The organism is Streptomyces sp. NPDC025806, assembly GCF_055558275.1.
Genome location: NZ_JBVHMU010000005.1, coordinates 258,325 through 280,984, shown reverse-complemented (window position 1 = coordinate 280,984; position 22,660 = coordinate 258,325). Strand labels below are relative to the sequence as shown.

The 22,660-nt window shown below is 72.0% G+C and carries 24 protein-coding genes and 1 pseudogene; 11 read left to right on the top strand and 14 right to left on the bottom strand.

Annotation, left to right across the window (positions count from 1 at the left end; all coding sequences use genetic code 11):
- Positions 1-7: 7 nt before the first annotated feature.
- Entirely contained in the window at positions 8-922 is a 915-nt protein-coding gene (locus ACZ4E1_RS14070) for a LysR family transcriptional regulator (protein ID WP_467539106.1), read from the bottom strand.
- A 71-nt stretch (positions 923-993) separates the two neighbouring features.
- Between ACZ4E1_RS14070 and ACZ4E1_RS14065 the strand changes: the two genes are divergently transcribed.
- Positions 994-1,923 (top strand): 4-hydroxy-tetrahydrodipicolinate synthase family protein, encoded by a 930-nt coding sequence (locus ACZ4E1_RS14065; protein WP_467539104.1) that lies wholly within the window; start codon positions 994-996, stop codon positions 1,921-1,923.
- A 2-nt stretch (positions 1,924-1,925) separates the two neighbouring features.
- Here ACZ4E1_RS14065 and ACZ4E1_RS14060 read toward each other — a convergent pair.
- Positions 1,926-2,063, bottom strand: a pseudogene (locus ACZ4E1_RS14060) (XRE family transcriptional regulator); the annotation flags it as partial.
- A 124-nt stretch (positions 2,064-2,187) separates the two neighbouring features.
- On the opposite strand from ACZ4E1_RS14060, the gene ACZ4E1_RS14055 reads away from it, so the two are divergent.
- Positions 2,188-2,943 carry a hypothetical protein gene (locus ACZ4E1_RS14055; protein WP_467539102.1) on the top strand — a complete coding sequence of 252 codons (756 nt, stop codon included), beginning with the start codon at positions 2,188-2,190 and terminating at the stop codon, positions 2,941-2,943.
- A gap of 146 nt (positions 2,944-3,089) precedes the next feature.
- The gene (locus tag ACZ4E1_RS14050) at positions 3,090-3,932 is read left to right on the top strand and encodes a lysozyme (RefSeq protein ID WP_467539100.1); all 843 of its coding nucleotides are present in this window, start codon (positions 3,090-3,092) and stop codon (positions 3,930-3,932) included.
- A 6-nt stretch (positions 3,933-3,938) separates the two neighbouring features.
- On the opposite strand, the gene ACZ4E1_RS14045 is transcribed toward ACZ4E1_RS14050, so the two are convergent.
- Positions 3,939-4,571, bottom strand: coding sequence for an AMP-binding protein (locus ACZ4E1_RS14045; RefSeq protein WP_467539096.1), 633 nt, complete (start codon positions 4,569-4,571; stop codon positions 3,939-3,941).
- A 272-nt stretch (positions 4,572-4,843) separates the two neighbouring features.
- On the opposite strand from ACZ4E1_RS14045, the gene ACZ4E1_RS14040 reads away from it, so the two are divergent.
- A complete protein-coding gene (locus ACZ4E1_RS14040; protein WP_467539092.1) occupies positions 4,844-5,530 on the top strand; it encodes an alpha/beta fold hydrolase in 687 nt (228 codons plus the stop codon).
- A gap of 121 nt (positions 5,531-5,651) precedes the next feature.
- Positions 5,652-5,978 (top strand): hypothetical protein, encoded by a 327-nt coding sequence (locus ACZ4E1_RS14035; RefSeq protein WP_467539090.1) that lies wholly within the window; start codon positions 5,652-5,654, stop codon positions 5,976-5,978.
- Between the two features lie 67 nt (positions 5,979-6,045).
- Here ACZ4E1_RS14035 and ACZ4E1_RS14030 read toward each other — a convergent pair whose 3' ends face one another.
- Complete coding sequence (locus ACZ4E1_RS14030; protein WP_467539087.1) at positions 6,046-7,152, bottom strand: trypsin-like serine peptidase; 1,107 nt, start codon at positions 7,150-7,152, stop codon at positions 6,046-6,048.
- Between the two features lie 326 nt (positions 7,153-7,478).
- On the opposite strand from ACZ4E1_RS14030, the gene ACZ4E1_RS14025 reads away from it, so the two are divergent.
- Genes ACZ4E1_RS14025 through ACZ4E1_RS14015 form a run of 3 tightly spaced genes read left to right on the top strand, consistent with a single transcriptional unit; the run spans position 7,479 to position 11,026 of the window.
- The gene (locus ACZ4E1_RS14025; RefSeq protein ID WP_467539085.1) at positions 7,479-9,812 is read left to right on the top strand and encodes a molybdopterin cofactor-binding domain-containing protein; all 2,334 of its coding nucleotides are present in this window, start codon (positions 7,479-7,481) and stop codon (positions 9,810-9,812) included.
- Positions 9,813-9,821: 9 nt separating this feature from the next.
- Positions 9,822-10,298 (top strand): (2Fe-2S)-binding protein, encoded by a 477-nt coding sequence (locus ACZ4E1_RS14020; protein WP_467539083.1) that lies wholly within the window; start codon positions 9,822-9,824, stop codon positions 10,296-10,298.
- A gap of 38 nt (positions 10,299-10,336) precedes the next feature.
- Complete coding sequence (locus ACZ4E1_RS14015) at positions 10,337-11,026, top strand: TetR/AcrR family transcriptional regulator (protein WP_467539081.1); 690 nt, start codon at positions 10,337-10,339, stop codon at positions 11,024-11,026.
- Positions 11,027-11,075: 49 nt separating this feature from the next.
- Here ACZ4E1_RS14015 and ACZ4E1_RS14010 read toward each other — a convergent pair whose 3' ends face one another.
- From ACZ4E1_RS14010 to ACZ4E1_RS13995, 4 genes are all read right to left on the bottom strand, one after another.
- Complete coding sequence (locus ACZ4E1_RS14010; RefSeq protein WP_467539079.1) at positions 11,076-12,719, bottom strand: FAD-dependent oxidoreductase; 1,644 nt, start codon at positions 12,717-12,719, stop codon at positions 11,076-11,078.
- Between the two features lie 76 nt (positions 12,720-12,795).
- Complete coding sequence (locus ACZ4E1_RS14005) at positions 12,796-13,764, bottom strand: AurF N-oxygenase family protein (RefSeq protein ID WP_467539077.1); 969 nt, start codon at positions 13,762-13,764, stop codon at positions 12,796-12,798.
- Positions 13,765-13,851: 87 nt separating this feature from the next.
- Positions 13,852-15,396 carry a flavin-containing monooxygenase gene (locus ACZ4E1_RS14000; protein ID WP_467539073.1) on the bottom strand — a complete coding sequence of 515 codons (1,545 nt, stop codon included), beginning with the start codon at positions 15,394-15,396 and terminating at the stop codon, positions 13,852-13,854.
- A 247-nt stretch (positions 15,397-15,643) separates the two neighbouring features.
- Positions 15,644-16,072, bottom strand: a complete 429-nt coding sequence (locus ACZ4E1_RS13995; protein ID WP_467539071.1) for an OsmC family protein — start codon at positions 16,070-16,072, stop codon at positions 15,644-15,646.
- A 147-nt stretch (positions 16,073-16,219) separates the two neighbouring features.
- Between ACZ4E1_RS13995 and ACZ4E1_RS13990 the strand changes: the two genes are divergently transcribed.
- Positions 16,220-17,725, top strand: coding sequence for an alpha/beta hydrolase (locus tag ACZ4E1_RS13990; RefSeq protein ID WP_467539069.1), 1,506 nt, complete (start codon positions 16,220-16,222; stop codon positions 17,723-17,725).
- Here ACZ4E1_RS13990 and ACZ4E1_RS13985 read toward each other — a convergent pair.
- Positions 17,713-18,036 (bottom strand): hypothetical protein, encoded by a 324-nt coding sequence (locus tag ACZ4E1_RS13985; RefSeq protein ID WP_467539067.1) that lies wholly within the window; start codon positions 18,034-18,036, stop codon positions 17,713-17,715. The two genes, ACZ4E1_RS13990 and ACZ4E1_RS13985, sit on opposite strands and share 13 nt — an antisense overlap.
- Positions 18,037-18,053: 17 nt before the next feature.
- Positions 18,054-19,031 (bottom strand): quinone oxidoreductase family protein, encoded by a 978-nt coding sequence (locus tag ACZ4E1_RS13980; RefSeq protein WP_467539065.1) that lies wholly within the window; start codon positions 19,029-19,031, stop codon positions 18,054-18,056.
- Positions 19,032-19,134: 103 nt separating this feature from the next.
- Here ACZ4E1_RS13980 and ACZ4E1_RS13975 point away from each other — a divergent pair, with 103 nt between their 5' ends.
- Complete coding sequence (locus tag ACZ4E1_RS13975; RefSeq protein WP_467539063.1) at positions 19,135-19,494, top strand: ArsR/SmtB family transcription factor; 360 nt, start codon at positions 19,135-19,137, stop codon at positions 19,492-19,494.
- Positions 19,495-19,511: 17 nt separating this feature from the next.
- On the opposite strand, the gene ACZ4E1_RS13970 is transcribed toward ACZ4E1_RS13975, so the two are convergent.
- Both ACZ4E1_RS13970 and ACZ4E1_RS13965 read right to left on the bottom strand, forming a co-directional pair.
- The gene (locus ACZ4E1_RS13970) at positions 19,512-20,156 is read right to left on the bottom strand and encodes a dihydrofolate reductase family protein (protein WP_467539060.1); all 645 of its coding nucleotides are present in this window, start codon (positions 20,154-20,156) and stop codon (positions 19,512-19,514) included.
- Positions 20,157-20,257: 101 nt separating this feature from the next.
- A complete protein-coding gene (locus ACZ4E1_RS13965) occupies positions 20,258-20,722 on the bottom strand; it encodes an SRPBCC family protein (protein WP_467539058.1) in 465 nt (154 codons plus the stop codon).
- Positions 20,723-20,768: 46 nt separating this feature from the next.
- On the opposite strand from ACZ4E1_RS13965, the gene ACZ4E1_RS13960 reads away from it, so the two are divergent.
- Entirely contained in the window at positions 20,769-21,374 is a 606-nt protein-coding gene (locus ACZ4E1_RS13960) for a TetR/AcrR family transcriptional regulator (RefSeq protein WP_467539056.1), read from the top strand.
- Here the strand turns inward: ACZ4E1_RS13960 and ACZ4E1_RS13955 are convergent, their stop codons facing one another.
- Positions 21,375-22,136 carry a GNAT family N-acetyltransferase gene (locus ACZ4E1_RS13955; protein WP_467539054.1) on the bottom strand — a complete coding sequence of 254 codons (762 nt, stop codon included), beginning with the start codon at positions 22,134-22,136 and terminating at the stop codon, positions 21,375-21,377.
- A 44-nt stretch (positions 22,137-22,180) separates the two neighbouring features.
- Complete coding sequence (locus tag ACZ4E1_RS13950; RefSeq protein ID WP_467539052.1) at positions 22,181-22,630, bottom strand: DUF4345 domain-containing protein; 450 nt, start codon at positions 22,628-22,630, stop codon at positions 22,181-22,183.
- Positions 22,631-22,660: the final 30 nt, after the last annotated feature.

Genomic DNA, 22,660 nt, shown 5'->3' with positions numbered 1-22,660 from the left:
CCTCTTTTCAGCTACTGCCGCCAACTGCCGTCCGCGCGGCGGCCACGAACGCCGCGATCGCCGGGTGGGTGCCGCCACCGGCACGGAAGGCGACCTTCGAGCGGCGGAAGAGAGGCAGTCGGGTCAGGAGCACGCCGTCGGGGGCCTGCGCGGTCGCCATCTCCGGTACGAATCCGGCGCCTTGGCCGATGGCGGCCAGCGCCAGGACCGTACGGAAGTCGTTGACCTGGTGGCGGATGCGCGGGCGGAAGCCGGCGGCCTGGCAGGCGCGGACGGCCATCGCGTGACCGGTCGTGCCGTCCCTCGCGGTGATCCACGGCGCCTCCGCCCACGGGCCGAGAAGGTCCGCCAGCGAGTCGCCGCCTCGGGTGGTGCCCGCGTCGGCAGGGGCGCCGCCCGTGGCCAGGTACATCGGCTCCTCCAGCAAGGGAACCTGGTCCATCGTGGTGTCGGGCGAGGCGGGCACGAAGTCGTAGTCGTGGACGAGCGCCACGTCGAGTTCGCCGGCCCGCAGGCCGTCGGAGACGCGCGCCGAGTCGATCTCCTGCACCATCGGCTCCAGCGCGGGATGGCGCCGGGCCAGTTCGGCCAGGGTCGCGGGCACGATCGCGGGGCCGCCCGACGGGAACGTGCCGATGCGCAGCGATCCGGCGATGCCCTCGCGGGCCCCGGCCAGCTCGGACACGGCGAGTTCGAGGCGCTCCAGGACGGCGTCGGCGTGACCGACGAGGGTGCGTCCCGCGGGGGTGAGGACCACGCGCCGGCCGCTGCGCTCCAGCAGGGGCACGCCGGCCTCGCGCTCCAGGACGCTCAGCTGCTGGGAGACGGCCGACGCGGTGAAGGTCAGCGCCTCGGCCACGGCCGCGATGGTGCCGCGCCGGTCCAGTTCGCGCAGCAGGTGGAGTCGTCTCACATCGAGCATAAGGTGAGCTTACGCATGAGCGAAGAAACATGAACTGGATCTACCGGGTCGGTGTCGGTCAGGCTGGGTGCATGGAAACGCGCATGCACCCCGAAGCGGACCTCTCCGGCCTGTTCGTCCCGCTGGTCACCCCGTTCACCGACGATCTGCGCCTCGCCCCGGACGCGCTCGCCCGTCTCGCCGACGAGGCGCTGTCGACGGGCGGGGCTCGCGGGCTCGTCGCCCTGGGCACCACCGCGGAGGCGGCCACGCTGACCTCCGAGGAGAAGCGGACCGTCGTGCGCGTGTGCGCCGCCGCCTGCCGGGCACACGGAGCGCCCCTGATCGTGGGCGTCGGCACGAACGACACCGCCTCCGCCGTGACGTCCCTGCGTGAACTCGCCGCGCGGGGCGATGTCGCCGCGGCGCTGGTGCCCGCGCCGCCGTACACGCGGCCGGGCCTCGCGGGGACGCTGGCGCACTTCACGGCGCTCGCCGAGCACGGGGGTCTGCCGCTGGTCGTGTACGACATCCCGTACCGCACGGGTCAGCCGCTGGGCACGAGCGCGCTCACCGCGCTGGGCGAGCTGCCGGAGGTCGTCGGGGTCAAGTACGCGACCGGTGCGATCGACGCGGCGGCGATGGAGCTGCTCGGCGCGCCGCCGGCCGGTTTCGCGGTGCTCGGCGGCGACGACGCGGTCATCTCGCCGCTGCTCGCGGCAGGGGCGCACGGCGGCATCCTGGCCTCCGCCAACGTCCGCACCGCCGACTACGCCGAGCTGATCGCGCTGTGGCGGGCCGGCGCGGCCGAACCGGCGCGTCGACTCGGCGCCGACCTGGCCCGGCTCTCCGCCGCGCTCTTCGCCGAGCCGAACCCGACCGTCATCAAGGGAGTGCTGCACGCGCAGGGCCGCATCCCCAGCCCTGCCGTGCGCCTGCCGCTGCTGACCGCGGCCCAGGAGTCGGTGCGGCGAGCCGTCGCCCTGTCCGCCGAACGCTCCCCCAGCATGACCGCCGCCTGACCCGCCACCGAGTCGCGCACACCCTGGTGGGGCGGGCTCGGGTACTCCTCTCCGGACTCCAGCCGCCGGCGCCACACCTCGACCGGCGCGGGTCCGGAGGTCGTCGACATCAGCCGGGCCCCGCTGCCCTGTTCACCGGATCCGGTCCGCGGACGGCAGAGAGGAGTGCACCCCCGCTCGGCGCACCCGACGCCCTGGAGAACCCGAAGACTGGCGGCCCCTGAGCGCCACCGCTCCCCCGCTCGGCAGTACTCTGCGACGGCCATGACCACGCACACCGCTCCCGAGTTCGGGCCGCCGATCCGCCGGATCTTCCGGGACGTCATAGCCGACCGGGCGACGGGCCCGTACCCACCGCAGGCGGCGATACTCTTCGCGCCGGAGGCCGACCCGTTCTGGAAGGACGACAGCGGCTTCCTCGGCGACTTCTACAACGACGTCCTCCACCAGGACACCTGCCGGCCCGACACCGCTGCCGGCGTCCCGCTGCTCGCGGCCCTCGCCTGCGACGACCGGGTGCCGGCCCGGCAGCGCTTCAACGCGGTGGAACTCCTGTTCTGCGCCGCGACGGTCGCGGAGCGGAAGTCGGCCGGATGCTGGCCCGTGACTCCGCCGCACGCAGATCCGGACAGTGAGCACCGAGCTCGAAAGGCTGTTCAGTCCTGCACCCCTGACCTGCTGGCTCGCTGGTCGGTCGAGTGCCCGGCGGTACGACTGGCGCTGGCCTCGCTCGCCGTGGTCTTCCCTACCGCCCGCACTCTTCCCGCGCTCACCGCACGCCTGCGCGGGGTGGTCGAACAGCACCCGCGGGGCACCGACATCGGCGACCACGCCCGCTTCGTGCTCGTCCTCGCGACCCGGGACGACCGTCAGATCCTGCCTGCCGTCGAGGCGTTCACGGACGTGTACTGGAAAGGCACCGCACGCGGCGCGCCCACGCACGCCCGCGCCCTGCATCTCCTCGGCCAGATGCTCGACAGGGTGGAGACGACGCTCCGACGGGCGCACCCCTCGGCGTGATGCGCCCGTTCCCACCCGCCCGCGCGCGCTGACCTGCGAGGACGCAAGTCCGATCGCTGCCGTCGACGATGAGGGGGCCTGGCGCCCAACACCGTCTGGCCCACTGTGAGATGCGGCCCGCTGTGACAGGGGGTCAGATGAGCCGCATGCGCAACGTATCTGCAGCAGCACCCAGCAACCGTCGCCGCCGGCTCGCCTCCGGCGCACTGGTCGCCTCGCAGCTCCTCCTGCTGGCCCTGCCCGCGGTTTCCGCGTCGGCCGACGACACAGGTCAGCCGACGCCCGACCGCGGCACCGCGTTCATGGGCGAGGGCGTCCTCGCCAACGAGGGGATCGAAGGGGTCCCCGTCGAGACCCGCGTCGTGCAGACCAAGGGCGTGGACGTCTCCAGCCACCAGGGCAACGTCGCCTGGTCCACTCTGCGCAAGAGCGGCGTGAAGTGGGCCTACGTCAAGGCGACCGAGGGCAAGTCCTACAAGAACCCGTACTTCGCCCAGCAGTACAACGGCTCGTACCGGAACGGCATGATCCGCGGCGCCTACCACTTCGCCACCCCGGACACGTCCAGCGGCACCAAGCAGGCCGACTACTTCGTCAACCACGGCGGCGGCTGGTCCAAGGACGGCAAGACGCTGCCGGGCGTGCTCGACATCGAGTACAACCCCTACGGTTCGACGTGCTACGGCAAGACGTCCCGTCAACTCGTCAGCTGGATCCGGGACTTCCTGAAGCAGTACGAGCGCCGGACCGGCCGGGACGCCGTCATCTACACCTCCACCAGCTGGTGGAAGACGTGCACCGGCAACTACAGCGGCTTCGCCGCCACCAACCCGCTGTGGATCGCCCGCTACGCCTCGACCGTGGGACAGCTGCCGGCCGGCTGGAAGTTCCACACGATGTGGCAGTACACCGCTTCCGGCCCGACCGTCGGGGACCACGACAAGTTCAACGGGGCGCCCGACCGCGTCAAGGCCCTGGCCAACGGCTGACCCGCCTCAACGGCAGCCGGGCGCGGCCCCCACGGGGGTCGGTCCCCCGCGTCCGGCGCGACAGCGATTCACCGACGGCCGCGGGGCGGCGGGCAGGCAGGCGCCGCCACGCATCACCGCGTGCGGTCCGCACGAGGCCCGCGCGTAGCCGCGGGCCTCGTGCGTGACGGTCTCGTCGATCAGCACCGCGGGATCGTGATCGGCGCGGCTGACGGCGTCGAAGTGCCGGGGCCAGAAGCCGACTTGGTCGAGGAAGTCGGGGCCGACCTGCACGAGTGTCGTGTCGCCCGCGCGGGCGTCGCGCACGGCCGCCTCGTCGGGCGCGGTGAACACGAGCCGGGCGCCACACGTGTCGGTGCGAGTCGGTGCGGTGGCCTGCGGCCCGCTCGGGTACATCGGCACGACGACGGCACCGGCGCGCAGTGCGCCGAAGCAGAGCACCGCGTAGACCGGGGAGTAGGGCAGCCTCAGCCCGACCCGGTCGCCGGGGTGTACGCCGTGGGCCCGCATTCCGCCGGCCGCCCTGGCGCTGAACTCGTCCAGTTCGGCGTAGGTGAGGGCGCTCCCGTCACCGCGCACCGCCACACGCTGCGGGTGCCGTTCGGCTGCTTTCACCAGGGCGACGACCAGGTTGCTCACGTCGGATCACTTTCGTCGGGGGGCGTACGGTCCGGGTTCCGTCCTGCTGAACGCGCCCTGACGTGGGGAGATACGCAAGATCGGTAGCCCCCGGGGGACGGATACGTATGCCGGTCGGCCGCGTACGTGCACCTACGTGCCTCCGCGCGCCCCTCCGTGCCTCGTGACCGCCCGGCGGGCCTCGACACCTGCGAGGATCTCGACGCAGCGAGGGCCGCGGACCTCGGCCCGGGACATCGACGAACGTCTGACCGGATGCGAGGAGACACGTCGTGAGCACCTACGTGCTGATCCACGGAGCCGGGGACGTCGGCTGGTACTGGCATCTGGTCGGAGTCGAGCTCAGGGCGCGCGGGCACGACGTCGTGGCTCCGGATCTTCCGGCGGACGACGACGCGCTGACCCTCGACGACTACGCCGACGCCGTGGTCGAGGCGGTCGGTGACCGGCGGGGTCTGGTCGTCGTGGGGCAGTCGTTCGGGGCGTTCACCGCTCCCCTGGTTGCCGTGCGCCGCCCGGTCGACGAGCTCGTGCTGGTCGCCGGGATGGTCCCGGCGCCGGGTGAGTCGCCGGACGAGTGGTGGAGCCGGACCGGGTATCCCGAGGCGGTGCGGCGTCAGGCCGCGCGGGACGGTGGCCTGACCGGAAGCGACGACCCCCACGTCGCGTTCTACCACGACGTGCCGCGCGCCCTCGCCGAGGAGGCGATGAGCAGGGAGCGGGCGCATCCGTCGGCCGCCGCTTCGGCGCAACCGTGGCCCCTGGAGGCGTGGCCGGACGTGCCGACCCGGTACGTGTTGTGCACCGAGGACCGCTTCTTCCCGCCCGATTTCCTGCGCCGGGTCGTGCGCGAGCGCCTCGGCGTGGTGCCGGAGGAGATCGCCGCGGGCCACGCCGTCGCGCTCAGCCGTCCCGCCGAGCTGGTCCGCGTGCTGACCGGCCGTCCGTCAGATCGATGAGGTGCGGGTGAAGTGCCGTACCCGGAGCGGCGCGAGGAGGTAGTCGCCGTCTCCTTGCCCAGGTTCGCGTGCGGGTACGCTCCTTGATCATTGTCGGACGGGTGCGAGGCAGGGGTGCGGGATGGGGCGCAAGGCGTGGTGGGGCGTGGCGGCGGCGTTCGTCCTGGGGGCGGGGGCCGCGGTGACGGTGTCCTCCCTCGGGGAACCGACGTCGGGGGTGACGGTCAGCCCCAGGCCGCCGGCCGACGAAATGCCGCGCACACGACAGGCGTTGGTCGCGCGGTGGGAACAGGAGCGCGCCGCGGCAGGGCTGAGGCTTCCGGAGGACTGGCAGAAGATGTCGACCGACGCGATCAGGACCGCGTACGTGAGCCAGAGGCGGGCCAACGCGGGGCCGCCGCCGACGGGAGCGGCACTCGATCCCGAGTTCGCGGGCCCGGACCGCTGATGCCGAGGGAGCGGGCACCGGGCAGAGTGCGCCCGGTGCCCGCTCCCCCGTGGCGGACCGAAAGGCCTTAGCTGAGCGTGCCGATCCGGTTGATCACGTCGATGGCGTTGTCGGCGTGCGCCGAGCTGTACAGGAGCGCCGAGGAGATGTTGCCCGCGCTGTCCTCCTCGCCGTGCGAGTTGACGCCGACGATCTGGCCCTCGGGGGTGGACATCGGGCCGCCCGAGGCGCCGTGGCCCATGTCGCAGTCGATCTCCAGCCGGTCGTCCACGGGGAAGAACGGGGTGGCGTCCTGCGCGTTGCCGGTGCAGTAGAACTGCGTGAAGCCGTCCATGTCGGTGCGCCGGTAGCCGTCGCCGGGGAAGCCGGCGTCGATGATGTCCGACCAGTCGGGGCCGGAGCCGAACTTGTAGCCGAAGGCACCGAGGGTGTCGGTCAGGTTCGTGTAGCCGGCCGGCGGGACGACCGTGAAGGCGGCCATGTCGCCCCAGAACATGTCGCCGTCCGCGGTCCACGCGGTGGGCGCGACCTTCGCCCTGGCGGCCCATTCGCCCCACGGGGCGTCGTAGCCCTCGGGCGCCTGGTCGTTCTTCTTGAAGCCGGGGATGAAGACGATGTCGTTGTAGAAGCCCTCGGCGCCCGAGCCGTCACCGGGGTGGACGCAGTGACCGGCGGTCCACACCGTGTTCTTGTTGGCGGTGACGATGGACGAGCCGGTGCAGCCGTGCGTGGTGCCGTCCTTCGCGGTGAACAGGATCTTCCCGACCATGACGGCGGGCTGGGACTGCGGGAACGGGACCGGCTGGGCGTACGGCATCTCCGGCACCGCCGAGCTCGTGGCGAGCGGCGCGATCGTCCTGCCGGAGACCGCCGGCGCGGACTGCGCCGGGCGGGTCTGCTCGACGGGTCTGCGCCTGCCCTCCCCCGTCGCGGCCGCGGCCTTCCGGTCGAAGGCGGCCTGGTCCTTCTTCTCGTTGGCGAGGGCCTGGCCGACGCGCTCGGCGGTCCAGAAGTCCCGCACCTTCTGCGGGTCGGTGGTCTGCTCGCCGATCGTCACCTTCGGCGCGGGGGACGGCGTCTGCGCCTGCGCGACGGTGGCGCCGGCGAGGGCGGCGGGGAGGAGCGCGAGTGACAGCAGGGCTGCTGCTGCCCGTCGGGTCGTGCGTATGTTCACGGTCGGCCCATTCTCTGATCCGGTGGAGATGTTGATCTTGAGCCGAGAGTGAAGCACGCCGATACGGAGAGCCGGTGAAGCGCGCGTGTGGAAAGGTTCCGGTACGCGGCGAAGTCGTGAACGCGTCACCGAACCGCCTCACTTGACCTGGCATCGGCCCAACTATCGTTGCGCTGCTCATATCTGACGCATGGTCTGCTCACGTACAGAAATCCGAAGTTCCGCTCGCCATGCACCGATCAAGCATGATGGACCCCGCACACCGCGTCAGGGCCGGACGGCCGGAGCGGGTGCGGACGCGACCGGAAGCAGAGAGGAAACGCTCGATGACCGATGTCCCTTCCAGGGGTGGTCACACCCGTCGACGCGGTGAGCGCGCGCCGTTGGGGCGCCGCGCGTTCCTGGGGTACGTCCTGGCCGGAGCGACGCTCGCGGTCGGTGCCGACCTCACGCTGAGCGCACCGGCGCAGGCCGCCGTGCCCTCGCTGCCGCAGATTCCGGAGCTGTACGACCTGGAGGACATGCAGACCGACGCCGCGCGGCCGACGTCCGCGCTGATCAAGATCGTGCTGCACGAGGACGGCACGGCGTCGTTCGAGCTGCCGCGGATGGAGGTCGGTCAGGGCATCACGACCTCGACGGCGATGATCATCGCCGAGGAGCTCGACCTGCCCGTCGACAAGGTCCATGTGACCTTGGCGCCGGCCCGCCCCGAGCTGCTCCTGAACCAGCTGACCGGCGGCTCGAACACCACGGTGTCGATGTTCACGCCGGTCCGGGTCGCCGCGGCCATCGCCCGCAAGGCACTCCTGGAGGCGGCGGCGATCGAGCTCGGCTCGGTGGTCGACCTGCTGGAGTCGAAGGCCGGGGTGATCTCCGCGCCGGACGGGTCGTCCGTGTCCTACGGGGACCTGGCGGTCAAGGCCGCCAGCAGCACGGTCAAGGTCGTCGCCGCCGAGCTCAAGCCCACCTCGGACTTCTCCGTGATCGGCAAGCCGCACGGGCGCGACGACGCCCGTCTCGCGGTCACCGGGCAGAAGAAGTACGCGATGGACCTGCAGGTGCCGGACGCCCTGCCCACCATGGTCTGCCGCCCGCCCACGCTGAACGGGTCGCCGAAGTCCGTCCGCAACCAGGCCGCGGTCCTGGCGCTGCCGGGTGTCACGGACGTGGCCGTGGTCGACACCGGGGTCGCGGTGCGCGCGAAGACGTTCGGGCAGTGCATCGACGCCGTGCGGGCGCTCGACGTGGAGTGGGCCGCCGGTTCGGTGGAGGGAGAGTCCGACGAGACGATCCTGGCGCGGCTGCGGAAGGCCGAACTCCCGCTGGCCGTCCCGGACATCCCGCTGCTCGCGAAGACCGTGGAGGCGGACTTCACCTTCATGTTCCGCAGCAGCGCCGCGCTGGAGCCGAACTGCGCGATCGCCGACGTCCGCTCCGACCGGGCGACGGTGTGGGCGGGCCTGAAGTCACCGATCGTGGCCCAGGGCGACATCGCCAAGGCCGTCGGGCTGCCGATGGGCGCGGTGAAGGTCAACGTCGTCACCGGTGGCGGCTCCTTCGGGCACAAGCTGTTCGGCGACGCCGCGATCGAGGCGGCCAAGGTGTCCAAGGCGATGGGCAAGCCGGTCAAGCTGATGTGGCACCGCGCCGACGAACCCCGCCAGGGCCGGGTGCATCCCATGGCCACGTCCCGGATCCGGGCCACGTATCTCGCCGGGCAGGTCCTCACCTTCGAGCAGCGGCACACGAGTGTCGTCACCGACTTCAGTCACGGGCTCGGCGAGATGATCACGGCGACGGCGGACCGGCTGCCCACAGGGCTCGGCGGGCTGGCCTTCTCCGAGACGATCTTCACCCTGACCCAGGAGCTCCCGTACAACTTCGGTGTCGTCACGCAGCTGCTCAGCGAGGCGGACGCCCGGTTCAACACCGGGAGCATGCGCAACATCTACTCCCCCGACGTCGCCTGCGCCAACGAGCTGGTCGTCGACCAGCTCGCGAAGAAGCTCGGCAAGGACCCGCTGGAGTTCCGCCTCGCGTTCCTGAAGAACGAGCGGGTCACGGCGGCGCTGAAGAAGGTCGCCGAGGTCGGTGACTGGGGCAGGTCGATGCCCGCCGGGACGGCGCAGGGCATCGCGATCCACAGTGAGTACAAGGGCGCCACCGCCGTTCTCGTCGAGATCGACTGCCGGCCCGAGACCGTGAACCGGAAGGTACCGAACGGGGTGACCGGGCCGCGCGTGACCAAGGCCGTCATCGCCGTGGACGCCGGGCTCGTGATCAACCCCAAGGGCCTCGAAGCGCAGATGATGGGCGGCGTCTCGGACGGGATCGCGCTCGCGCTGACCAGCAGCCTGCACCTGCGCGACGGGCACTTCCTCGAGGCCAGCTGGGACAACTACTTCTACACCCGGCAGTGGAACGTCCCGACCGACTTCCAGTGCGTCGTGATGCCCTCGGACTCGCAGCAGCCGGGCGGCGCCGGCGAGGCGGGCGTCGCCGCGTCCGTCGCAGCCGTGGCCTGCGCCTACGCGCGAGCGACCGGGACCGTGCCCACACGATTCCCGGTCAACCACGGCACGGTCGACTTCGAGGTCAAGCCGTTCGTCCCGCCCGTCCCCGCATCGCCGACCGACGGCCTGAGCCACACCTTCTGAGGAGCGCACGTGAGCACCCACACCTTCATCCTCAACGGCAAGCCCGTCACCGTCGACGTCGACGACAGCGTCCGGCTGCTGTGGGTCCTGCGCGACGTCCTCGGCGTCACCGGCCCGAAGTACGGCTGCGGCATCAACGTCTGCAAGGCCTGCACCTCCCACGTCAACGGCAAGGCCTTCAACCCCTGCTCGGTCCAGGTCAAGGACATCGCGCCGGACGACGAGATCACCACGATCGAGGGCCTCGCCGACACCGTCGACACCGAGCTGCACCCGATGCAGGAGGCCTGGCTGGAGTACGACGTGGCCCAGTGCGGCTACTGCCAGCCCGGCCAGATCATGGCGGCCGTCGCCAAGGTCAATCAGGCCAGAGCCGCCGGCCACGAGATCACCGACACCGACCTCGACGAGATCCGCAACATCTGCCGCTGCGGCACCTACCACCGCATCCGGGAGGCGATCAAGGCAGGGGCAGAACGCATGTGAAGGCGCGTATGTGTTCGGACGGCCGATATCCTGGGGGGATGGCGCAAAGAACCGGCGGTGAGCCGCAGATCGACGGACGCTCCACCCGCTGGGACGAGCACAAGGCGCAGCGTCAGGTCGAGTTGGTGGACGCCGCGGTCGCGCTCATCGAGGAGGAGGGCGCGCAGTTCCGGGTGCAGCGGCTCGCGGAGCGCGTGGGCCTGCCCCGGTCCGTGCTCTACCGGCATTTCAAGGACCGTGCGTCGCTGGACGAGCTGATCCGGCGGCGCGTGGTCGAGTCGTTCGTGAAGCGGATGGAGCCGACGCTCACGTTCGACGGGACGGTCGAGGAGTCCGTGCGCCGCGTGGTCGGCGCGCATCTGGACTGGGTGGCGCAGCATCCGCGGCTCTACGCCTACATGGGTGTGGCGGACCACGCGATGGGCGACGGCTCGCTCGTGGCGGACACCAAGACGGCGATCGCGATGATGCTGAGTGATCGCTTCGGCGACGTGCTCAAGGCGCTGGGGGTCAAGGAGGCGCCGATCCGGTCGGTCGCGATCGGGATCGTCGGGTTCGTGGACAGCGCGGTGAACCAGTGGATGCGCGACCCCGAGCGCGAGCTGTCGGAGGAGGAGCTGCGCGCGATGCTGTGCCGGTCGGTGTGGGCGGTGCTCGACGCGACGCTGCGCGGTTACGGTGTCGCGTTGTCGCCGGACGACCGGGTGGCGGACCTGGAGGGCGCCTGACGACGACGCCCTCCCCTGGTTCGGGGAGGGCGTCGCGTACCGGTCGCCGTCAGGCGGTGACGGCCGGGGTGTTCTTCGCGGCGCGGTGCAGGGACTCCCTGTCCGTGAACTTGACGCGGGGGCGGCCCTGCGCCTCGCCCTCCGCGCGTTCCGCCTGGTCGATGGCGTGCCAGTCCCTCAGGCCGAGGGCCTGAGGCGCCACGTCGACGGCGGACACGGGGCGGGTGAGGCGGCCGTGGGCGAAGTCGTCGAGCAGGGACTCGACGGTCTCGTGGGCACAGGTCTTGTTCGTTCCGATGAATCCGGTGGGGCCGCGCTTGATCCAGCCCGCGACGTAGACGCCGGGCTCGACGCGGCCGGCCTCGTGCGGGACCGTCGCGGTGGCCTCGTCGAAGGGCAGGCCGGGGACGGGGCGGGCGCGGTAGCCGACGGAGCGCAGGACCAGACCGGTCTCCAGGGTCTCGGTGTCGCCGGAGGCCAGGGCGCGTACGGTGCCGTCCTCGTCGGTGTGCAGGGTGGTGGGGTTGATCTCCAGAGCCTCTACGCGGCTGTCGCCGGTGAGGCGGGCCGGGGCGGCGAGGAAGCGGAGCACGATGCGGCGCCGGCCCTCGGACGGGGTGCGGGCGGCCAGCTGGGCGAGCAGCCGGGTCTTCTCGCTGACGTCGGATGCGCCGGAGGCGTCGGAGGCATCGGAGGCGTCGGCGTCCAGGCCTTCGGGCCAGCCCTCGACGGTGACGTCGACGTCCTTCAGGGCGGACAGGGCGAGGAGCTCGGGCACGGTGAACGCGGCCTGGGCGGGACCTCGGCGGCCGAGGAGGACGACCTCTCGGATCTTGCTCGTGCGCAGTGCGGCGAGCGCGCGGTCCGATATGTCGGTGCGGGCGAGGGTGTCGGGGTCGGCGGTGAGGATGCGGGCGACGTCGAGGGCGACGTTGCCGTTGCCGATGACGACGGCGCGCTCGGTGTCGAGGCGGTGGTCGTCGTGGGCGCGGTCGGGGTGGCCGTTGTACCAGGCGACGAAGTCGGTGGCGGAGACGCTGCCGGGCAGGTCCTCGCCCTCGATGCCGAGGCGTTTGTCAGTGGCGGCGCCGACGGCGTAGATGACGGCGTGGTGTTCGCGCAGCAGGTCGGTGTGGGTGAGGTCGGTGCCGATCTCGACGCCCAGGCGGTAGCTGAAGCCTGGCTGCGACTCGATGGTCCTGAAGAGGCGGGTGACCTGCTTGGTGTCCTGGTGGTCGGGGGCGACCCCGGCCCGCGCGAGTCCGTACGGCGTGGGCAGGCGGTCGTGGACGGTGACGCTGACGCCCGGGTGGCGCAGGAGTTCGTCGGCCGCGAACAGTCCGGCGGGGCCGGCGCCGACGACAGCGACCTTCAACTCGCCTGCGGGCAGGGTGCGTTGCCTGGGGACGACGTACATGGGGGTGCGGTCGTCGTGCGGATTGGTCTTGTAGTAGTCGGCGTTGAGCTGGAGGAAGGGAAGCTCCGCCTCGCCGAGCGCGGTGTGGGGCTTGAGCGCGTCGACGGGGCAGGCGCTGGTGCAGGCGCCGCAGTCGACGCAGGTGCGCGGGTCGACGTAGAGCATCTCGGCGGTCGCGAAGCCGGGCTCGCCGGGGGCGGGGTGGATGCAGTTGACCGGGCAGGCCAGCACGCAGGAGGCGTCGGCGCAGCAGGATCGGGTGACGACGTACGGCACGGCGGGCTGGTCTCCGTTCGGGCGTTCAGCGAAGGGTGGTGCGGGTCTCGCGGGGCGTCAGCCGGCGAGCGGGACTTCAGTCCGTGAGCGGGGCGGGCTCGCCGCGGAAGCGGGCGGGGCGGCCGTCGATGCGCAGGGCGCGCCACACGGGGCGGGACACCTTGTTCATGAGGCCGAGGTCGTCGGCGAGCATGCGCACGTCGGAGAAGAGGTCGTGGAGCATCTTCTCGCCGGCCTCGGACTTCCAGAAGACGTCCTTGACGACCCAGTCCGGGATGCCGACCCGGGCGGCGTCCTTGCGGTCCGGAATCATGATGACGTCGCACAGGACCCGCATGATGAGCGGGAAGAGGACGGACAGGGCGCCGCGGCGGGCCTTGCCGAAGCGGGGGACGCGCAGGCGCAGGAACTCGTGGGCGAAGGAGATGTGCCGGGCCTCCTCGGCGATGTGGATCTGCATGATCCGCTGCGGGAGGGGGTGGACGGGTTCGCCGCTGCGCAGGGCGGCCTTCTGGAGGTGGTCGATGGGCTCCTCGCCGGCGAGGATGCCGGTGAAGAAGGCCTCGGGGTAGAGGGAACCGGCGAGCGGCAGGAAGCGGCTGACCTTGCGGAACCAGCGCTTGCCGCCGGCGGTGTCGACGCCCGTGCGGTTGACCAGCTCTTGGAACATCTGGGTGTGGTGGGTCTCTTCGGTGATCTCGTGGGTGAGATACCTGAACTCGAGGTTCTGGTTGTTCAGTTCGTAGAGGTAGTCCAGCGCGCCGCGCATGAGGATGTTCTCGAACTGCATGCCCACCTTGGCGATCACCGCCCAGCGCCAGATGCCGATGCGGATCTGCGTCTCGAGGGACTGTTCCTTGTACCAGGGGTGGGCGCCCAGCGCGTCCGCGGAGGTCAGCACCCAGCGGGGGTCCTCGGGGTCGACGGCGAACTCGGGGTCGTCCCACTTGATGTCTTTGAACGCGTTGAAGTTGACGTTGACGGAGCCCTCGGACAGGGTCCGCAGGCGCTCGTCGTAGACCTTCCTGGTCAGGTTCGCGGTCATCTTCGTCCTCGATCGTCGGCTCGGAGGGTGGCGGCTCGGGTGGGGCGGGTGCTGCGGGTGGGTGCTGCGGGCGTGCGGTGCCGGTCCTCAGGCGGCGCGGGTCGGCTCCTGGGCGGCGCCGGCTGTGTCGGCCGTGCCGTTCGCGGCCGTGTCGTTCGCGGCCGTGGGGCCCGCCTTGTCGAAGCGCAGGGGGCTGTCGTCGATGGGGGCGTCGCGGAGCATGGCGCGGTCGCGGTAGTAGTTGTTCCACAGGCGCCACGGGTCGCGCGTGCCCTGGCGGGGCATGACCTGGTCGGCGCGGGCGATGTAGCCGGAGGTGAGCGCCTCGCCCATGACGGAGAAGTCGGAGCGGTCGCCGTCGCTCGCGACGGGGGTGGCGATGTCGTGACCGTGGCGCCGCATGTGGGCGAGGAGGCGGGCGGTGTAGTCGGCCGCGAGGTCCGCCTTCAGGGTCCAGGAAGCGTTCGTGTAGCCGATGACGAGGGACATGTTGGGCACGCCCTCCAGCAGGACCGCCTTGTAGAGGACCCGGTTCGTGATGTCGACGGGGCGGCCGTCGACCGTGAGCTCCATGCCGCCCATCAGACGGACGCTCAGGCCGGTGGCGGTGACGACGATGTCCGCCTTCAGTTCCGCACCGGACTTCAGGCGGATGCCGTCGGGCGTGAAGGTGTCGATGTGGTCGGTGGCGACGGACGCCTTCCCGCTCTTGAGCACCTTGAACAGGTCGCCGCCGGGGACCACGCACAGCCGCTGGTCCCAGGGCTTGTAGCGGGGGCTGAAGTGCTTCATGTCGACGCCCTTGCCGGCCTGGGCCCGGACGAGACCGAGGAGGACCTTGCGGGCGAAGCGCGGGTACTTGCGGCAGAAGGCGTAACTCCCGCGCTGCAGCGCGACATTTCGGGCCCGGACGATCTTGTGGATGAGCCGGGCGGGGGCGCGCAGCTTCTGGAGCACGGAGGTGAGCGGGTCGACCTCGGGCAGCGCGAGGATGTACGTGGGCGAGCGCTGCAGCATGGTGACGTGCTCGGCCTCGCCGGCCATCGCCGGGAGGAGGGTGATGGCGGTGGCGCCGGAGCCGATGACGACGACACGCTTGCCGGTGTGGTCGAGGTCTTCGGGCCACTGCTGGGGGTGGACCATCGTGCCCTGGAAGTCGGCTTCGCCGGGGAAATCGGGCCGGTAGGGCTTGTCGTAGTCGTAGTAGCCGGTCGCGCCGACGAGGTAGCCGGCGCTGTACGACTCGTGCGTGCCGGTGCTCTCGTCCTCGACCTCGACGGCCCAGCGGCCCGTCTCGTGCGAGAAGTCGGCGCTGATCGCGCGGCGGCCGAAGCGGACGCGGCCCAGGATGCCGCCGTCGGCCGCCGCGTCCTCGACGTACTGCCGGATCTGTGCGCCGCCCGCGAGGATGCGCGCGTCGGTCCAGGGGCGGAAGCCGAAGCCGAAGGTGGGCATGTCGGAGTCGGAGCGGATGCCGGGGTACCGGAAGAGGTCCCAGGTGCCGCCGACGCGGGCGCGGCGCTCGAGCACGACGAGCGAGGCGCGGGGGTTGTCCCGCAGGACGTGGCGCGCGGCGCTGATGCCGGATATTCCTGCGCCGATGACCAGGACGTCGACGTGCTGCTGCTCCATCGCGGAGGGTCCTCACTCTCGTTCGTGAGCCCCTGGGAGTCAGGGACGGAGGGGGTCACGCCGCTCGGGGCGCTGACGGTTACTCAGACACGAGGTTCCACCTGTGCGGTACCCGCAATTTACCTGCGACACCCTGTTTCAGATACCGCCGGTAATGTGAGGTGGGTCACAGAGAACGAGTGGTTCCGGGGAGGTACGCGAAAGGCCCCGACTGCCGTCGGGGCCTTGATGTCGCAGGTCAGCGGGGTCAGGCGTCGGTCACCCGGATGGCGACCGGCGTTCCCGCCTCCACGGTGCGGCTGACCGTGCACAGGCGGTCGTGGGAGGTCTTGACGGCGCGGGGCAGGATCGCCCGCGCCCGGTCGGCGCCCTCCCCCTCCGGGAACGCGACGGTGAACGTGACCTCCAGATCGGTCATGCGGTTGCCGTCCTCGTCGGCGACCTTGTTCCCGGTCACGGTGACGGAGAACGTGTCGGGCTCGGCGTGCCGGGTGGTGGCGACGTCGACGTCGGCGGCGGTGCAGCCGCCGATCGCGGCCAGGAGCAGTTCGACCGGCGTGAAGGCGGCGCCGTCGCCGGTCTCGAAGCTCACCGTCCCGCCGCGGACGTTCGTCGCGGTGAACCGGTTCGGGGCGGTGCGCTCGACGGTGACGGAGCGCAGGGAGTCAGCAGTCATGCCCCGACGGTAGCCGCCGCCCGGGGCGTACCGGGTGAGGCGCACGGCCCCCGGCCGGCCCTGAAGGCGCCCTCGGGGGTAATCCCCCGCACGGGTACGGCAGTTGGCCGGATGGGTGTGGAGGCGGGCGTGCGCGAGGCTCCTCCCATGACTCCGATCAAGAGGAACTCCGCGCTTCTGGCCGCCACCGCCACCGCCCTCGCGCTGGCGACCCTCCCGCCGCTCACCGCCTCCGCCTCCGCCGCCCCCTCCGCCTCCCCCTCCGCGGCCAGGGGCCTGGACTGGAAGAAGTGCGCGGGCACCACCGTCGACCCGCGTCAGGAGTGCGCCACCCTGCGCGTCCCCATGAACTACGCCGACCCCGGCGGCGAGCAGATCGGCATCGCCGTCTCACGGATCCGCAGCGAGAACGCCGGAGCCCGGCGCGGCGCGCTGTTCCTCGTCCCCGGCGGTCCGGGCGGGTCGAGCCTCAACGATCCGTCCGGCAAGGGCCAGAAGCTGCCGCAGTCCGTGCGGGACGCGTACGACCTCATCGGCTTCGCGCCGCGCGGCCTGGCCCCGTCCACCTCCGTCGACTGCGGACTGGAGCACGGCGATCTGGCCCTGTCCAAGCTGCGCCCGTGGCCCGACGCCGACGGTTCGGTCGACGGCGCCATGGAGACCGCCCGGCGGATGGCCGACGCGTGCGCGGCCAACGGCGGCGAGCTCATCAAGCACCTCAGCACCCGCAACGAGGCCCGTGACCTCGACCGGCTCCGCGCGGCGCTCGGCGAGCGGCGGATCTCGGCGTGGGGCGTGTCCTACGGAACGTACGTCGGCGCGGTCTACGCCCAGCTCTTCCCGCAGCGCACCGACCGCTTCGTGCTCGACAGCAACGACGACCCGGACCCGACCAAGGTGTCGCGCGGCTGGCTCGCCCACCACGAACGCGGCGTGGAGGACACCTTCCCCGTGTTCGCCCGCTGGGCCGCGACGCCCGGCAATCCGCACCGGATCGCCGACACGCCCGAAGAGGTGCGCACCCGCTTCCTGAGCCTGGCCGCCCGGCTCGACAAGGAGCCGCTCCCCTGGCCCGGCGCCAATCCGCCCGAGCTCAACGGCAACGTGCTGCGGCAGACCATGCTCGACAGCCTCTACGACCCCGACGACTTCCCCGTACTGGCGGACCTGATGCGCGCCGCGGAGCGGGGCACGCTGCCGCCCGCGCCCGCCGGGCCCCCGGATGCGGTACTGCAGAACGTCGCCGCCGTGGGCGCCGGCACCCTCTGCAACGACATCGCCTGGCCCACGTCGACGGCCCTCTACCAGGAGGGCGTCACCAGGAGCCGGGCCGAGTTCCCCCTCACCGCCGGCATGCCCCGCAGCGCGATGGTCTGCGCGGCCTGGCCCTACAAGGCGCAGGAGCCGCCGGTGACCGTCACCGACCAGGGCCCGTCCAACGTCCTGCTCGTCCAGAACGAGCGCGACGTCGCGACTCCGCTGAGCGGAGCCAGGAACCTGCGCAAGGCCCTCGGCCGGCGGGCCGTCATGGTGACCGTCGACTCCACCGGCCACGACGCGTACCTCGACAACGGCAACGCCTGCGGGGACGCGACGGTCTCCCGCTTCCTCGCCACGGGGACCCGTCCCGCCGCCGACACCTACTGCCCCTGATCGCGCGGCTCGCCGTCGCCGCGGAAGTCGTCGCCGTAGAAGCGACCTCGCTCGCACAGGGCGTCGATCGCGGCGTTCTCCTCCTCGGTCACCTGCCTGTCGAGTGCGAGGTCGATCGTCCGGCGGGCACGGGCCAGGCGGCGGGCGACGTCCCAGTCGGCGACGAATCCGCCGACGGTGGCGTCGTCGGCCGTGCCCGCCGCCTGCCGGGAGCCGAGGCGGTCCAGGGAGACGACGAACTCGTTCAGGTCCCGCAGGATCGCGACGACCTCTCCGAGCGGCAGGCGGATCTCGCGGGTGGTCAGGTCCATCGGTGTTCGGCTCCAGGTCAGTCGGTGAGGCGCAGGAGCAGTTTGCCGGTGGAGGCGCGGCTGCCCAGGAGTTCGTGGGCGCGGGACGCCTCCGCCAGGGGGTGTTCGGCGGTGACGGGGAGGGTGACCTTGCCGTCGAGGGCGGCGCGCAGGGCGCGTTCGGTGAGGGCGCGCAGGGCTTCGGGGTCCGTCTGGGCCAGGTTGAGCACGGAGAAGGCGCTGACGGAGCGGCCCCGCGAGGCGAGTTCGGCCTGGCCGGCCTGCCAGGGGGCGGCGCCGCCGGCGTTGCCGTAGGACACGAGACGGCCGTAGACGGCGAGGGCCTCCAGGCCCCGGCGCAGGGTGTCACCGCCCACCGGGTCGAGGATCAGGTCGACGCCCCGGTCCCCGGTCGCCCGGCGCACGTCCGCGTCGAAGGTGTCGGGGCGGAACACCTTGTCGTAGCCGTACTTGAGGGCGTAGTCGGCCTTGTCGTCGCTGGAGGCGACGCCGTACACCGCGCCGGCGCCCGCCGCCCGGGCGAGCTGTCCGACCGCCGTGCCGACGCCGCCGGCCGCGCCGTGCACGAGGACGGTCTCTCCCGGTTGCAGCCTGCCGACCTCGTGGATCAGGGCGTGCGCGGTGGGCAGGACGGTCGGGAGCGTGGCGGCGGTACGCAGGTCGAGGCCTTCGGGCAGCGGGAAGACGCGTGCGGCCCGCGCGAGGACGACCTCGGCGTAACCGCCGCCGTCGACCAGCGCGGCCACTTCCTGTCCGGGGCTCAGGCCTTCGACGCCTTCGCCGATCGCGCGGACGCGCCCGGAGACCTCGAGTCCGGGCCGGAAGGGCAGGGACGGGACGCGGTAGCCCTCGGCGCGGGCCTTGACGTCGGCGAAGTTCACCCCCGCCCAGGCGACGTCGATGGTGATCTCTCCGGGGCCCGGTTCGGGCGCCTCGGCCGTCACGGTCCGGAGTACCTCGGGGCCGCCGTACTGGTCGAACTCGATTGCGCGCATGGGTGGTTCCACCCTCCGTGAGTGTTCGATGGGTTGCGAACACTCGGAACAGTAGCAGTGTACGATGGTCATCGAACACTGCTTTTCGGAGGAGGATCGGGGAATGGGCCGGCTGACCGAGGGACCGAGCCCGGCGCACCGGGCGAGCCACCGGGCGGCGCCGGTCCACACGCACCCCGACGACGTGCCGCTCGTCGCCGCGCTGTCCGCGCTCGCGGATCCCGTGCGCATCCAGTTGGTCCGCGAGTTGGCCGGCTCCCCCGACTGGGTGCTGAGCTGCAGCGACTTCGACGTGCCGGTCGGCCGCGCGGCCAAGAGCCATCACTTCTCCGTGCTGCGCGACGCGGGGCTCGTGGAGCAGCGCGACCAAGGGCCCAGACGGCTCAACCGGCTGCGTCGCGAGGAGTTCGACGCCCGCTTCCCCGGCCTGCTCGCGCTGACGCTGCGCGGCGACGAGGCGTAGCCGCGCGACGGGAGCCGTCAGGCGTCGTCCACGGCACCGCGGTCGGGTGCGGACATGTCCCCTGTGGCCGGAGTCCCGTCGGCCAGGGCGTAGCGCAGGTACACGGCGCCCTTCGGGGTCGCTTCCGGGGGCCCCAGCAGCGTCACGTTGGTGGGCACCTCACCGCCGTCGAAGATCTTCTTGCCGACGCCGAGCACGATCGGGTGCAGCCAGAGGTCGATCCGGTCGAAGAGCTTCTCGCGCAGCAGGGTCTGCACGAGGTCGAGGCTTCCGACGACCTTGATGCTCTCGTGCCGGTCGCGGATCTCCCGTACGGCCTGCGGCAGGTCGGGGCCCAGTTGGGTGGAGCCGGCCCAGGACAGGTCGGGCCGGCCGCGCGAGGCGACGTACTTGGGGACCCGGTTGAACAGGTCGGCGATGTCGCCGTCCTCGCCACCCTTCTGGTGGGGCCAGTACGCGGCGAAGATGTCGTAGGTGCGCCGCCCGAGCAGCAGCGCGTCCGTGCCCGCGTACGCGGCGTCGACCTGCGCCCCGGTGACCTCGTCGAACAGCGGTGCCTGCCAGCCGCCGAACGGGAATCCCACCGGATCCTCGTCAGGACCGCCGGGCGCCTGCGCGACGAGGTCGAGGGTCGCGAACAGTTCGAGGTGGATCAGGCCCATGACGTACTCCCGTGGATTCGGCCGGTTCGTCTCCGTACAAGGACAGACCGGGCCGGGCCCGCGAAATCATCGCTGCGGGACGACACGCCGCAGGACCGGCCTCAGGCCCCGGCCGCGGACACGTGCCGATCCAGCTCCACGGCCAGCCGCCGCATCGCCGTCCGGTTGGCGCGCCGCATCGTGGCCCGTACGGCAGGCGCCAGCAGCCGGTCGGCGAGCGGCGCGTGCACCCACGCGTACGTGAACGTGACGCGGCTGCGACGCGCGCTCAGCGGTTCGACGGTGTACGTGCCGTGGGCCACGCGGCGACCGCCCGCGCTGACGTTCCGCTCGACGATGCGCCGGGGCGGATCCGCCTCGACGACCTCGATGGCGACCTCGGCCTTCGCGCCGGCCAGGGCGGCGGTCACGGTGGCACGCGCACCCGCGCCCCGCTCCGGTCCGCCGCAGCGCCAGTGGGTCAGATAGTGGTCGGTGAAGCGCTCGTGGTGCGCCATGACGTCGAGGAAGTCGTAGACCTGGCCCGGCGCGTGGGGAACATCGATCGACACGGTGACAGCCCTCATGTACCAAACGGTACACGCGCGATGTACCGAACGGTACAGTCCTGGGGTGACACATGCGGAAGCCGTACGGGGATCAGGGCGCCAGGGCGCCGACACGGGCCGGCGCGCCGAGCTGGTGGACGCCGCGCTCGCCCATGTCACGGAGCACGGCCTCACGGATCTGAGCCTGCGCGGCCTGGGCTCCGCGATCGGGGTCAGCCATCGCATGCTGATCCACTACTTCGGCACGAAGGAACAGCTCCTCGTGGAGATCGTGCGGGCGGCCGAGCAGCGCCAGCGCGAGCTGCTGTCCCGCCTGCACGCGGACCCGGCGCTCTCCCCCTCGGACGCCGCCCGGCACCTGTGGCGACAGCTGACCGATCCCGCGCTCGCCGGTCAGGAGCGCCTCTTCTTCGAGCTGTACGGGTACGCGCTGCGCGGCCGGCCCGGAGCCGCGTCGATCCTGGACGGACTCGTCACGGACTGGATCGATCCCCTCACGGCCGCCGAGATCGCCTCGGGCACGGACCCGGCGAAGGCCCGCAGTCGGGCCCGGTTGGGTCTCGCCACGGTCCGCGGCCTGCTGCTGGATCTCCTCGCCACAGGGGACCGCGAGGGCGCCGACGCGGCGATGGAGGAGTTCCTGACGATGCACTACGACGACTCCGCGTGATCACGGCTCGGCGAGCTCGACACTCAACTGCCGGCCGAGTTCCTGGAAGCCCAACGCGGCGGCGACGCGTCGCGAGGCGAGCACCCGGGCCCGCCACTGCGGGAGCAGTCCCGCGGCGAGGGCGTGTGCGACCGCCGCCGACGCGGTCGCGCGTGCCAGACCGCGCCCCCGTGCGGCCGGCGCGGTCAGCACGCTGAGGTGGGCCGTCCGTCCGGGCCACGCGCGATAGCCCGCGGCGGCCACCGACTCGCCGCCCTCCCGGACCACGAAGAGCGGCGAGGTGATCTCGGCCGGCGTCGCCTCCCCCGCGTCGTCAGCGCCGGAAAGCTCTTCCAGACGCCTCAGTTCCGGGTGCCGCGCGTCCAGTTCGCGTACAGCGGCACTCGCCCCACTGGCTGCGACCGGCCGGAATCCTTCCTGCGTGACGTACGCCAGCGTCGCCGGGCCGAGCACCTGTGCCACCGGCAGCACCTCCCGCACGGACCCGCCGTCCAGGACCCGCTCCAGCGCAAGCCGCGTCAGCGCACGGCGGACCGTCGTGGCCGTGCCCTCGCTCGGCGCCGTCACGATCAGCGATCCGCCCAGCGCCACCAGGCCCACCCAACCGGCAGGGCACAGCGACGACTTCGGGGAGACCGCCACGTTCACTCCGCCCTGCGGCGGGAACGCCACCGGCACCCCGGCCAGCCCCTCCCAAACGGTCCGTGCTCTGCGCAGCAGCGGCAAGGACGGTGGCAGCGGCGGCAGTTCTCCCCTGAGCATGGCCCGATCCTGTCAGGCAGCACCGCTCGCCGCCCCGGAGTTTCTCAGTCGGCGGCCCGCCCTCCGAGGTCGCCGGAGGCCGCGGGCACCGCTTCCCTCTCCGGCGTCCGCGCGGCCGACTCCTCCGCCCCCGCCAGCCACAACAGGACCGGCGGCAGGACGAGTTCGATCGCGGTCAGTGCGAGCTGGAACCAGTGCGGGCGCCCCTGTGTCACCAGAGAGAGGAGGCGGGCCGCCCCGCCCAGGAGGAACGCCGAGGCGAGCCAGCGGACCGGCGTCGCGGGGATCGGGTGCTGACGCGCGGCCCAGAGCCAGGCCAGGCCGTAGCCCGCGAAGCTCGCGCCCATGAAGCGGCCCCAGCTGTCCACGGTCGCACCGGCGGAACCGGCCCCGGGGATCGCCGCGTTGCCGAGTGCGACGTGGAACAGGCCGATCGCCACGCAGGACCAGCCCGTCAGTGAGGTGAGCGCACGCAGAGTTCTGGCCCTGGTCATGATCCCTCCAAGCCGCCGCGGCGGAGCTTA